Here is an 11,318-nt window from a genome sequence, read left to right as displayed (position 1 = left end):
ACGACCCGGTCATGGGCGCGCGTCCGCTGCGCCGGACCATCCAGCGCGAGCTGGAGGACACGCTGTCGGAGAAGATCCTCTACGGCGAGCTGCGGGCCGGCCAGGTCGTCAAGATCGACATCGAGGGCGAAGGCGACGCGGCCAAGTTCACCTTCGCCGGTGAGACCGCGCCCGCCGCCGCCGGCGCGCCCACCTCCGCCGCGTCGAACGGCTGATCCCGGCCCATGGCCGGACAGCAGGCCTTCTGGATCGACGGCCGATCCGACCGCGAACGCGTCCGCTACGGCGGTGTCAGCCACTACTCCGAGCGCGTGTGGGAGAACATCGGCGAGTTCGAGGGGGTGTGGGGTGACATCGCCCCGGTCGCGTTCGCGTGCGCGGCCTGGCGGATCGCCACCCCACCCCTGACCTCGCCGGGGTTCGTGCGCTGGCACCGGCGAATCCTGTCGGCCTCCTGCGAGCGCAACACCTGGGACGGGTCGCTGACGGCGCGCGTCACGATCGTCTCCCCGCAGCCGGCCGCGCTGACGGTGTCGCGTGACTGGTGGCGCGACCGCGGCTGGCGGGGCTGGCCGGAGATCTTCGGCCAGTTCGTCGAACCCGCCGAGCAGGACCTCGCGAAGGTTCCCCATCTGCGGCCCACCCTGCTCGTGGACGCCCCTGTGCCGCTCGAAGACCTACCGGCCGCGCCGGACGGGCCCGCGCACGATCTCGCCGAGACGGCGCACCGCGCTCTCACGGTCCTCGTACGGGAGCTGAACGACCTGCTCGCCCCCGTGATCGCCCACCTGGAACAGCCCCCTCGCTAACCCCTACCACCCACGACCCGCCGTGATCTCGCAGGCTGCCGGGGTGGTCTGACCGGCTGGTGAGAACGCCGGTCGGCCTCTTGACACTGGCCCTGCACGGCCTCAGTCTGTTGCGCATAGTGCTATGTGTTTCGTCTTGCACAACTAATGCACGCTGACTGATTCGAGGGGAAGAGAGACCATGGCGCACGAAGTCCGCGGGGTCGTCGCGAGGGGCAAGGGACAGCCGGTCAGCCTGGAGACCATCGTCGTCCCCGACCCGGGCCCGGGTGAGGCGCTCGTGGCCGTGCAGGCCTGCGGGGTGTGCCACACCGATCTGCACTACCGCGAGGGCGGCATCAACGACGACTTCCCGTTCCTCCTCGGACACGAGGCGGCCGGCGTGGTCGAAGCGGTCGGCGAGGGCGTGACCGACGTCGCCCCCGGCGACTTCGTCATCCTCAACTGGCGCGCGGTCTGCGGTGCCTGCCGGGCCTGCCTGCGCGGACGCCCGCAGTACTGTTTCGCCACCCACAACGCCACCCAGAAGATGACGCTCGCCGACGGCACCCCTCTGTCCCCGGCGCTCGGGATCGGCGCGTTCGCCGACAAGACGCTCGTCGCGGCCGGCCAGTGCACCAAGGTCGACCCGAGCGCTTCCGCGGTCGCGGTGGGCCTGCTCGGTTGCGGGATCATGGCGGGGCTCGGCGCGGCCATCAACACCGGCGGGGTGACCCGCGGGGACTCGGTCGCCGTCATCGGCTGCGGCGGCGTGGGCGACGCGGCCGTCGCGGGCGCGCACCTCGCCGGCGCGACCACGATCATCGCGGTCGACGTGGACGACACCAAGCTCGACTGGGCCCGCCGCTTCGGCGCCACCCACACGGTGAACTCCCGCGACACCGACCCGGTGGAGGCGATCCGCGACTTGACCGGCGGGTTCGGCGCGGACGTCGTGATCGAGGCGGTGGGCCGCCCCGAGACCTACAAGCAGGCCTTCTACGCTCGCGACCTCGCCGGGACGGTCGTGCTGGTCGGCGTGCCGACCCCGGAGATGCAGCTCGAACTGCCGCTGCTCGACGTCTTCGGCCGCGGCGGAGCGCTGAAGTCCTCCTGGTACGGCGACTGCCTGCCCAGCCGCGACTTCCCCATGCTCGTCTCCCTCTACCAGCAGGGACGGCTCGACCTGGACGCGTTCGTCACCGAGACGATCGCGCTCGAGGACGTCGAGGCGGCCTTCGAGAAGATGCACCACGGCGAGGTGCTGCGCTCCGTCGTGGTCCTGTGACCGGCATCCCCCTGATCATCTCGATCTCCGACGTGCGACGTACGACCTTCAGGAGCCACCAGTGAGCACCACGAGCCTGCCCCCAAGCCTGTTGGCCACACTGCCGGGCGAGCACTACACCGACCCCCGGGTCTTCGCGCTGGAGCAGAAGCACATCTTCGAGTCGATGTGGTTCTGCGCCGTCCGGGCCGCCGACCTGCCCAAGCCCGGGGCGTTCAAGACCGTGCAGGTCGGCTCCGAGAGCATCCTGGTCACGAGGGCGCGGGACAACTCGATCCGTGCGTTCTACAACGTCTGCCGCCACCGCGGCGCCCGGATCTGCACCGAGGAGTCCGGCGAGGTCAAGCGGGCCTTCCAGTGCCCCTACCACGCCTGGACGTACGACCTGGAGGGCAAGCTCATCGCGGCCCCCAACCTCACCAAGATGCCCGACCTCGACCGGGTCGAGTACGGCCTGGTCAACGTGGCGGTGCGGGAGTGGCTGGGCTACGTGTGGGTCTGCCTGGCCGACGAGCCGCCGTCGTTCGAGGACACCGTGCTCGGCGAGGTGCGCACGCGCCTCGGCGACGTGGCCTCCCTCGACAACTACGACGTCGCCAACCTGGCGCTCGGCCGCCGGATCGTGTACGACGTGAAGGCGAACTGGAAACTCATCGTCGAGAACTTCATGGAGTGCTACCACTGCGCGACCATCCACCCCGAGCTGACCGAGGTGCTGCCGGAGTTCGCCGACGGCTACGCGGCGCAGTACTACGTGGGCCACGGCGCGCTGTTCGGCGAGGACGTCCAGGGGTTCACGGTCGACGGCTCCGAGGGACTCGACCGGATCCCGACCATCAGCGAGGATCAGGACCGGCGCTACTACGCCATCACGATCAAGCCGCAGGTGTTCGTCAACATGGTGCCCGACCACGTGATCATCCACCGGATGTTCCCGCTCGCGGTGGACCGCACGGTGGTGGAGTGCGACTGGCTGTACCTGCCGGAGGTCGTGGCCGAGGGCAAGGACATCAGCCGGTCGGTGGAGCTGTTCCACCGGGTCAACGAGCAGGACTTCGACGCCTGCGAGCGCACCCAGCCCTCGATGAGCTCCCGTACGTACGCCAAGGGCGGGGTGCTGGTGCCGAGCGAGCACCACATCGGCCTGTTTCATGATTGGGTGCGAGGCAAGCTCGGCGAGTGAGGTCGCCGGGCTCGGTGAGGTTGGAGGAGATGCGGGGTGACGCGTAAGGCGCCTCGGGAGGACGTCGGAGACGAACGCCTGGAGATCGGCTCGCCCAAGACCTGGGCGGGCGGGGTCCCGGCGGTCGGCCACGCGCTCGGCACGGCGTACCGGCAGATGGGCGCGGGGCGGACGATGCTGACCCTGCTGCGGGTCAACCAGAAGTCCGGCTTCGACTGCCCGGGGTGCGCCTGGCCGGAGGGCGACGGCCATCGCAGCCCCGCAGAGTTCTGTGAGAACGGCGCGAAGGCGGTGGCCGAGGAGGCGACCGTCCGCCGGGTCACCCGCGACTTCTTCGCGGAGCACCCGGTGGACGAGCTGGCCCGGCGCAGCGACTACTGGCTGGGCCAGCAGGGCCGGCTCACCGAGCCGATGTACAAGCCGGCCGGCTCGGACCACTACGAGCCGATCTCGTGGGAGGACGCCTTCGGCGTCGTCGCGCGCGAACTGCGCGCGCTCGACCACCCCGGCCGGGCCGTCTTCTACACCTCCGGCCGCACCTCGAACGAGGCCGCCTTCGCCTACCAGCTCCTCGTCCGCCGGTTCGGCACCAACAACCTGCCCGACTGCTCCAACATGTGCCACGAGTCGAGCGGCTCGGCGCTGACCGAGACGCTCGGCATCGGCAAGGGCACGGTGCTGCTGGAGGACCTGCACCGGGCCGACCTGATCTTCGTGGTCGGCCAGAATCCCGGCACGAACCATCCGCGCATGCTCACCGCGCTGGAGCGGGCGAAGCGGGGCGGCGCGCGGATCGTGGCGGTCAACCCGCTGCCGGAGGCCGGGCTGCTGCGCTTCCGGAACCCCCAGCGGGCCTCCGGTCTCGCCGGGACCGGGACGGCACTGTCCGACCGCTTCCTGCAGATCCGCCTCGGCGGCGATCTGGCGCTGTTCCAGGCGCTGTCGCTGCTCCTGCTGGAGGCCGAGGAGGCCGCCCCCGGCACGGTGGTGGACCGCGAGTTCGTCGAGGCGCACACGCACGGGTTCGACGCCTGGGAGGAGCACGTGCGCGGGCTCGACTGGACCGAGGTGCTGGAGGCGACCGGGCTGACCCGCGCCGAGATCGAGGAGACGGCCCGCGACGTGCTGGCCGCCCGCTCGGTCGTGGTCTGCTGGGCGATGGGTCTCACCCAGCACCGCAAGTCGGTCCCGACGATCAGGGAGGTCGTCAACTTCCTGCTGCTGCGCGGCAACGTCGGGCGTCCCGGCGCGGGCGTGTGTCCCGTACGCGGGCACTCCAACGTCCAGGGTGACCGGACGATGGGCATCTACGAGAAGCCCAGGCCGGAGTTCCTCGACGCGATCGAGCGCGAGTTCGGCTTCCCGCCGCCGCGCGAGCACGGCCACGACACCGTGGAGGCCATCCGCGCGATGCGCGACGGGGACGCCGAGGTGTTCTTCGCCATGGGCGGCAACTTCGTCTCGGCGACGCCGGACACCGCCGCCACCGAGGCGGCCCTGCGCCGCTGCCGGCTCACCGTGCAGGTGTCGACCAAGCTGAACCGGTCGCACGCCGTGTGCGGCGAGCAGGCCCTCATCCTGCCCACGCTCGGCCGTACCGAGCGCGACGTCCAGGCCGGAGGCGAGCAGTTCGTCACGGTCGAGGACTCGATGGGCATGGTGCACGCCTCGCGCGGCCGGCTGCGTCCGGCGTCGGACGCGCTGCTGTCGGAGGTGGCGATCGTGTGCCGGCTGGCCCGCGAGCTGTTCGGCGACGATCCGCGCGTGCCGTGGGCGGAGTTCGAGGCCGGATACGACGCGATCCGGGAGCGCATCGAGCGGGTGGTGCCAGGGTTCGGCGACTTCAACGCGCGGGTGCGCAGGCCGGGCGGCTTCGCGCTGCCGAACGCGCCGCGCGACGAGCGCCGATTCCCCACGGCCACCGGCAAGGCGAACTTCACGGTGAACGCGCTGGAGGTGCTGCGGGTGCCGCGGGGCCGCCTCGTGCTGCAGACCATCCGCAGCCACGACCAGTACAACACCACGATCTACGGTCTGGACGACCGCTACCGCGGCATCAAGAACGGGCGGCGGGTGGTCTTCGTCCACCCCGACGACCTGGACGAGCGCGGTCTCGCGGACGGCGACATGCTGGACATCGTCAGCGAATGGCCGGACGGCGAGCGCGTGGCCGAGGGGTTCCGCGCGGTCGCCTATCCGACGGCACGGGGCTGCTGCGCGGCGTACTTCCCGGAGACGAACGTGCTGGTGCCCCTGGACTCGGTGGCGGAGACCTCGAACACGCCCACCTCCAAGAGCGTCGTCGTACGGCTGCGCCGTGCCGTGGAAGGGGCCGCGGAAGGAACGGCGGAGGGGACGGTCAGCCGCCGAGGCGGTGACTGATCTCCTCGGCTCCCTTGACCAGGACGGACGCCAGTTCGCGCATGCGTTTCTCACTGAACCGGTAGGCGGGCCCGGACGCGCTGATCGCCGCAACGACCTCTCCGCGGAAGGAGCGGACGGGGGCGGCGAGCGCGTTCAGGCCCACCTCCAGCTCCTCCAGGGACAGGGCGTAGCCGTGCTCGCGCACCTCCGCCAGCTCCCGTTCCAGGTCCTCCACCGAGGTCACCGTGCTCGGTGTGTAGCGCGCCAGGCCGGCCGCGCGCAGCAGGTCCGCGCGGCGCTGCCGCTCGACGTACGCCAGCAGGACCTTGCCGCTCGACGTCGCGTGCAGGGGCGTGAGCTGCCCCACCCAGTTGTGGGCGGTGACGGCGGAGGGGCCGCGCACCTGGTCGAGGTTGACCGCGTAGTGCGATCGCAGGACGGCGATGTTCACCGTCTCGCCGATCTCCTCGGCCAGCCGCTGGGAGACGGGCCTGCTCTGCTGGGTGACGTCCATCCGCATGGAGACGCTGCCGGCGAGACGGACGAGCCCGAAGCCGAGGCGGTACTTGCCGCGGTCCTCGGTCTGCTCGACGAGGCCGCGTGCCTCCAGGGCGCCGAGCAGGCGGAACGCGGTCGACTTGTGGACCTCGATCTCGGCCGCGATCTCGGTGACTCCCGCCTCCCCACGGCCGGCGAGGATCTCCATGATGCTGATCGCGCGATCGACGGACTGCACGCCGCCGCCGTTGGCGGCGGAGGCGTCGTTGCTCATGGCGAGACTGTAGCGCTTCACGCAACGCTGAGCCGGGGCGTCAGGAGATTCCCAGGGAGATCTTCTGATGCGTCCGACGCGAGCGCCGGCGCCGTTTTCCGCACGTGAGGTGGCCGGCGAGCAGGTAATTGTCGGACGGGTCCGGCAGGATCGCCGCCATGGTTTCCTATCAGCTGGTCATCGACTGCGCGGCACCGGAGCGGATGGCCCGGTTCTGGGCGGGCGCGCTGCGGTACACGGTGGAGCCGCCGCCGGGCGGATTCGGCACATGGCGGGATTACTGGCGCGCTGTCGGAGTGCCGGAGGACGAGCTGGGCGAGGGGGACGGCAGCGACAGCATCGTCGATCCCGAGGGGTACGGGCCGAGGATCTGGTTCCAGCAGGTGCCTGAGGGCAAGGTGGTCAAGAACCGGTTCCATCTGGATGTGAAGGTGGGCGGCAAACGGGAGGACGTACCGCTGGAGACCCGGAAAGCGCGGGTGGATGCCGAGGTGGAGCGGCTTGTCCAGGCGGGGGCGTCCGTTGTGCGGGTGCTGTCGCAGCCCGGAATCGATCATTATGCGGTAGCGATGGTGGATCCCGAGGGCAACGAGTTCGATGTGGTCTAGCGCCGTTCGAGCGGGAGCAGGGGCGAGGGATCCGCAGGCGCCGCCGCCTGCGGGTCTGCGGCCACGAGTTGCTCCAAGCGGCGGAAACCGGCCTCCAGCTCCTCGGCAGTGAAGTGCGCGAAGACGACGAGGAGACGCGGTCCCTGCGTGTCATCGACATCCTGTGGGCCGGCTGACGCGAACTCCTGGCGGGCCGGTCCTGCAGAAGTCGAGCACCCGGGGAGATCTCTTCCAAGCCCTCTGCGGAGATCGACGAGCAGATGCCTACCGCCCACGGTAAGGCCTGATGGGGCGTCTCGGACCGTGCGGGACGCGCGGCCGGGAAGATCCCGACCGAGCGTCCCGAACGGGCGCCGCGGTCCTGCTACGGGGGCGCGAGCGTGGTGCTCCGCCCTTCAGCTCAGGCGGGGGCGCGAATCAGCTCTTGGGCGCCAGGCAGAGTACATATCCTGCCTTGCCCTTCTCGCCTTCCCAGAAAGTTTGGTCCGTTTTTGGATACGCAGAGCAGATTTTTCCGTCATTGTCCGCGTCCCATTCCTGCTCGGTCTTGCCCTCGACGCGGCCTTCGACGGTGAGCGCCGCGGCGGGGTCGGTGCAGGAGACGACCTTGAGTTCGTCGGCCGTGGCGCCGGACATGCAGTCGCCGGCCTTGGCGATCTCGGGAGCTCCGCTCAGCTGCTTGTACGCGAAGCCGCCACCGGCGAGAACGGCGGCGCCGACGGCATAGGCGACGACGCGCTTGCCGAAGACCTTGCCCGCGCCTGCGGCCTTCTGGCCGAATGTCGAGGGCTCCTGGGGGGTTTCCGTCATTATCTGATCCTGTAGAGGGACGACATATGGAGGTCTGAACTTACAGTTGCCATGCACCCCGTTTCATGTGAATTGTTATATTCCTGCCCATCGCCGCGCGGGCGGGACGCCTGGCCCCGATGGCGATGGAACTATTTCCCGTGCGGGTCGGAGTCGTTAATCGTCGCGACGACCTGGTCGTAGTCGCCGCGCGCCTCGGCGTAGCGCAGGAACTTGACGCGTTCGACCTGGATCTCCGTGGCATCGGGCCGGGCCTCCAGGAGCGACATCACCTCCGCGACGAACTCCTCCAGCGGCATCGCCGTCTCGTTGTCCTGCTGGCCCGGCAGCAGCGAGGTGCGGACGGACGGCGGTTCGAGTTCCACGACCTTCACGCCGGTGTCGGCGAGCTGCAGCCGGATCGACTCGCTCAGCATGTGGATCGCGGCCTTCGAGGCGTTGTAGCTGGGGGTGACCTTGAGCGGCGCGAACGCCAGGCCCGAGGAGACCGTCATGATCGTGGCGTCGGGCTGCGCCTGCAAGTGCTCGATGAACGCGGCGATGAGCCGGATCGGGCCGAGCACGTTGGTGGTCATGACGGACTCGGCGGAGGCCAGGAACGACTCGGGCCGGTGCCAGTCCTCGACGCGCATTATGCCGGCCATCGTGACCAGGACGTTGAGACCGGGGTGGTCGGTCAGCACCTGCTTCGCGGCGGCCCGGATGCTTTCCGCGTCCGCCGTGTCGATCCGCACCGTGCCGATGCCGGGATGCTCCGCGGCGATCCGCTCCAGCAGGTCGGCGCGCCGGCCGCCGACGATGACGGTGTTCCCCCTGTCGCGCAGCGCGATGGCGAGGGCGAGACCGATGCCGCTGGTCGCGCCGGGGATGAAGACGGTGTTTCCGGAGATCTGCATGAGTCCAGGCTGGCCGCCCGGCCGCCACGGGTGCAGAGAGCGGTTATCGGGGGATCGGCGATCCCCCGATCATTCCGGAAGCCTCGGGTGACGAACGGCCATAATCGGAGACATGGATCGTGCGACACTGGCGGACTTCCTGCGCCGGCACCGTGAGGCGCTGCGGCCGGAGGACGTCGGGCTTCCCGCCGGTGCGCGGCGCCGGGCCCCCGGGCTGCGGCGTGAAGAGGTGGCGGCCCTCGCCGTGATGTCGGCCGACTACTACACCCGTCTGGAGCAGCAGCGCGGCCCGCAGCCCAGCGTGCAGATGCTCGCCTCGCTCGCGCGGGCGCTGCGGCTGACGAACGACGAGTGCGACTACCTGTTCCGGATCGCCGGGCACAACCCGCCGGCTCCGATGTCGGGCGCGACGGATGTCGCGCCCGCGCTGCTGCGGGTGCTGGACCGTCTCGACGACACACCCGCGCTCATCCTGTCCGGCCTGGCTGAGACGCTCGTGCAGAACCGGTTGGCCGAGGCGCTGTTCGGCGACAAGTCGGGCTACTCGGGTCTGGCCCGCAGCGAGATCTTCCGGTGGTTCACCGACCCGTCGGAACGGCTGCGCTATCCCGAGGACGACCGCGACCGCCAGAGCCGCGCCCTGGTCGCGAATCTGCGTGCCGCCCACGGCGCGATGGGCGCGCAGTCGCGGGCAGGCGATCTCGTACGCGCTCTGCAGGAGATGAGCGCCGAGTTCGCCGGGCTGTGGGAGCGGCACGAGGTGGCCAAGCGCTTCGAGGACCACAAGACGCTCATCCATCCCGAGCTCGGCCCGATCGAGCTGGACTGCCAGGTGTTGTTCACCGAGGACCAGTCACAGGCGCTGCTCGTCCTCACCGCTCCTCCCCGCACGGAGGCGTACGAGAAGCTGCGACTGCTCGCGACGCCGGGGCGGCAGCGCTTCACCGGGAACGAGGCCGAGACCGGGACCGAGATCGAGCCCGACCGCGGCTCGGCGGCCGAGACCACCCGGCAGCCGGCCGGCCGGTGAGCCGGCGGCCCTGAACCAGCGGTAAGACGACAGAGCTCAGCGGAAGACGACGGTGCGGTCGCCGTTGAGGAGGACGCGGCTCTCGCTGTGCCAGCGCACGGCCCTGGCCAGCACCTGTGCCTCCACGTCGCGGCCCACGGTGACGAGCTCGCCGGGGTCGAGCGAGTGGTCCACGCGTGCCACGTCCTGCTCGATGATCGGTCCCTCGTCGAGGTCGGCGGTGACGTAGTGCGCGGTGGCGCCGATGAGTTTCACGCCGCGCTCGTGGGCCTGGTGGTACGGCTTGGCGCCTTTGAACCCCGGCAGGAACGAGTGGCGGATGTTGATCGCCCGGCCCTCGAGCCGCTTGCACATGTCGTCGCTGAGGATCTGCATGTAGCGGGCGAGCACGACCAGGTCGGTGCCGAGCTCCTCGGCCAGATCGAGGATGCGCTGCTCGGCCTCGGGCTTGGTGTCGGGAGTGACGGGCACGTGGTGGAACGGCACGCCGTAGAACTCGGCCAGCGGTTCGAGGTCCCGGTGGTTGGAGACGATGGCCGGGATCTCGACGTTCAGCGCGCCGACCCGCTGCCGGTAGAGCAGGTCGTTCACGCAGTGTCCAAACCTCGACACGAGCACGAGCGTCCTCGTCGGCGTCACGGCGTCCCTGATCTGCCAGTTCATCTGGAAGGAGTCGCCGACGTAGGAGAAGCCGCGGCGCAGCTCATCGATGTCGCCGCGGCCCTCGGGCACCCCGAAGTGGACCCGCATGAAGAAGTGGCCGTTCGTGCGGTCGTTGAACTCCTGGCTCTGCAGGATGTCGCCCGCGTGCTGGACGAGGAAGCCGCTCACCGCGTAGACGATCCCCGGCCGGTCCACGCAGGAGAACGTGAGGACGAACTCGCGACCCGGGCGAGCGGACATGAAGCCTCCTGAGTGCGCAATACGCAACATGGTGACGTATACGCAACAGAGTGACCCGATGTCCGGGACAGGTCAAGAGCCTTGTGCGTAATTTGCGTAGAGTTGTGCCATGGGCAACGGGCCGGGTGACGGTTCGGCGGTGCAGTCCGTCGACCGCGCACTCACCATCCTGAAGTTGCTCGCCCGGGACGGCGAGCTCGGCGTCAGCGAGATGGCGGCGGTCCTCGGCGTGCACAGGTCCACCGCGTTCCGCCTGGTGGCGACGCTGGAGAGCCACGACCTGGTCGAGCAGGACAGCGACCGCGGCAGGTACCGGCTGGGTGTGGGCCTGGTCAGGCTCGCCGGCGCGACCAGCGCCCGGCTCGACCTGGTGCGCGAGAGCCGCGCCGTCACGCCGGCGCTCGCCCGGACGGTTGGGGAGACCGTGAACGTGGCCGTCCTGGCCGGCCGGGAGGCCCTGTACGTCGACCAGGTGGCCGGGCCGTCGGCGCTGCAACTGCACAACTGGGTGGGTCAGCGCATCCCGCTGCACGCGACGTCCAACGGCAAGGTGCTGCTCGCGTACGCCCCGGCCGCGTTGTGCGACGAAGTGGTCGCGGCAGGGCTGCCCGGCCTCACCGCGCGGACCGTCACCGATCCCGGGCTGCTGCGCGCGGAGCTGGCCGAGGTGCGCCGC

The 11,318-nt window shown here is 70.1% G+C and carries 12 protein-coding genes; 8 read left to right on the top strand and 4 right to left on the bottom strand.

Annotated elements, in window-relative coordinates:
* From AB0J39_RS34310 to AB0J39_RS34290, 5 genes are all read left to right on the top strand, one after another.
* A partial coding sequence (locus tag AB0J39_RS34310) for a hypothetical protein (protein ID WP_363472412.1) occupies positions 1 to 215 on the top strand: 215 nt, incomplete at its 5' end.
* 9 nt (positions 216 to 224) lie between these two features.
* Positions 225 to 809 (top strand): hypothetical protein, encoded by a 585-nt coding sequence (locus tag AB0J39_RS34305; protein WP_363472410.1) that lies wholly within the window; start codon positions 225 to 227, stop codon positions 807 to 809.
* 181 nt (positions 810 to 990) lie between these two features.
* Positions 991 to 2,076 carry an S-(hydroxymethyl)mycothiol dehydrogenase gene (locus AB0J39_RS34300; protein WP_363472408.1) on the top strand — a complete coding sequence of 362 codons (1,086 nt, stop codon included), beginning with the start codon at positions 991 to 993 and terminating at the stop codon, positions 2,074 to 2,076.
* 61 nt (positions 2,077 to 2,137) lie between these two features.
* Complete coding sequence (locus tag AB0J39_RS34295; RefSeq protein ID WP_363472406.1) at positions 2,138 to 3,259, top strand: aromatic ring-hydroxylating dioxygenase subunit alpha; 1,122 nt, start codon at positions 2,138 to 2,140, stop codon at positions 3,257 to 3,259.
* Between the two features lie 36 nt (positions 3,260 to 3,295).
* Positions 3,296 to 5,641 (top strand): FdhF/YdeP family oxidoreductase, encoded by a 2,346-nt coding sequence (locus AB0J39_RS34290; RefSeq protein ID WP_363472404.1) that lies wholly within the window; start codon positions 3,296 to 3,298, stop codon positions 5,639 to 5,641.
* Here AB0J39_RS34290 and AB0J39_RS34285 read toward each other — a convergent pair.
* A complete protein-coding gene (locus AB0J39_RS34285) occupies positions 5,619 to 6,395 on the bottom strand; it encodes an IclR family transcriptional regulator (protein WP_363472402.1) in 777 nt (258 codons plus the stop codon). The genes AB0J39_RS34290 and AB0J39_RS34285 overlap by 23 nt on opposite strands.
* Before the next feature lie 158 nt (positions 6,396 to 6,553).
* Between AB0J39_RS34285 and AB0J39_RS34280 the strand changes: the two genes are divergently transcribed.
* Positions 6,554 to 7,003 carry a VOC family protein gene (locus AB0J39_RS34280; RefSeq protein WP_363472400.1) on the top strand — a complete coding sequence of 150 codons (450 nt, stop codon included), beginning with the start codon at positions 6,554 to 6,556 and terminating at the stop codon, positions 7,001 to 7,003.
* A gap of 417 nt (positions 7,004 to 7,420) precedes the next feature.
* Here the strand turns inward: AB0J39_RS34280 and AB0J39_RS34275 are convergent, their stop codons facing one another.
* Positions 7,421 to 7,813 (bottom strand): hypothetical protein, encoded by a 393-nt coding sequence (locus AB0J39_RS34275; RefSeq protein WP_363472398.1) that lies wholly within the window; start codon positions 7,811 to 7,813, stop codon positions 7,421 to 7,423.
* A 131-nt stretch (positions 7,814 to 7,944) separates the two neighbouring features.
* The gene (locus AB0J39_RS34270; RefSeq protein ID WP_363472396.1) at positions 7,945 to 8,709 is read right to left on the bottom strand and encodes an SDR family NAD(P)-dependent oxidoreductase; all 765 of its coding nucleotides are present in this window, start codon (positions 8,707 to 8,709) and stop codon (positions 7,945 to 7,947) included.
* A gap of 112 nt (positions 8,710 to 8,821) precedes the next feature.
* Between AB0J39_RS34270 and AB0J39_RS34265 the strand changes: the two genes are divergently transcribed.
* Positions 8,822 to 9,739 (top strand): helix-turn-helix transcriptional regulator, encoded by a 918-nt coding sequence (locus AB0J39_RS34265; protein WP_363472395.1) that lies wholly within the window; start codon positions 8,822 to 8,824, stop codon positions 9,737 to 9,739.
* A 36-nt stretch (positions 9,740 to 9,775) separates the two neighbouring features.
* Here AB0J39_RS34265 and purU read toward each other — a convergent pair whose 3' ends face one another.
* Entirely contained in the window at positions 9,776 to 10,642 is an 867-nt protein-coding gene (purU, locus tag AB0J39_RS34260; protein WP_363472393.1) for a formyltetrahydrofolate deformylase, read from the bottom strand.
* A gap of 109 nt (positions 10,643 to 10,751) precedes the next feature.
* Here purU and AB0J39_RS34255 point away from each other — a divergent pair.
* Positions 10,752 to 11,318: IclR family transcriptional regulator (locus tag AB0J39_RS34255; RefSeq protein WP_363472391.1), on the top strand; the 567-nt coding region annotated here is incomplete at its 3' end.

Origin of the sequence: Microbispora sp. NPDC049633, from assembly GCF_040675265.1 — a bacterium.
In the GTDB taxonomy this organism is placed as follows: domain Bacteria; phylum Actinomycetota; class Actinomycetes; order Streptosporangiales; family Streptosporangiaceae; genus Microbispora; species Microbispora maris.
Note: the sequence above shows the minus strand (reverse complement) of the source record. Positions and strands in the feature narration are given on the sequence as shown.

Excerpts from the sequence above, each read along its gene's own strand:
- AB0J39_RS34305 (WP_363472410.1), top strand. The coding sequence starts at position 225 with ATGGCCGGACAGCAGGCCTTCTGGATCGACGGCCGATCCGACCGCGAA.
- AB0J39_RS34300 (WP_363472408.1), top strand. The coding sequence starts at position 991 with ATGGCGCACGAAGTCCGCGGGGTCGTCGCGAGGGGCAAGGGACAGCCG.
- AB0J39_RS34285 (WP_363472402.1), bottom strand. The coding sequence starts at position 6,395 with ATGAGCAACGACGCCTCCGCCGCCAACGGCGGCGGCGTGCAGTCCGTC.
- AB0J39_RS34280 (WP_363472400.1), top strand. The coding sequence starts at position 6,554 with ATGGTTTCCTATCAGCTGGTCATCGACTGCGCGGCACCGGAGCGGATG.
- AB0J39_RS34275 (WP_363472398.1), bottom strand. The coding sequence starts at position 7,813 with ATGACGGAAACCCCCCAGGAGCCCTCGACATTCGGCCAGAAGGCCGCA.
- AB0J39_RS34270 (WP_363472396.1), bottom strand. The coding sequence starts at position 8,709 with ATGCAGATCTCCGGAAACACCGTCTTCATCCCCGGCGCGACCAGCGGC.
- AB0J39_RS34265 (WP_363472395.1), top strand. The coding sequence starts at position 8,822 with ATGGATCGTGCGACACTGGCGGACTTCCTGCGCCGGCACCGTGAGGCG.
- purU (WP_363472393.1), bottom strand. The coding sequence starts at position 10,642 with ATGTCCGCTCGCCCGGGTCGCGAGTTCGTCCTCACGTTCTCCTGCGTG.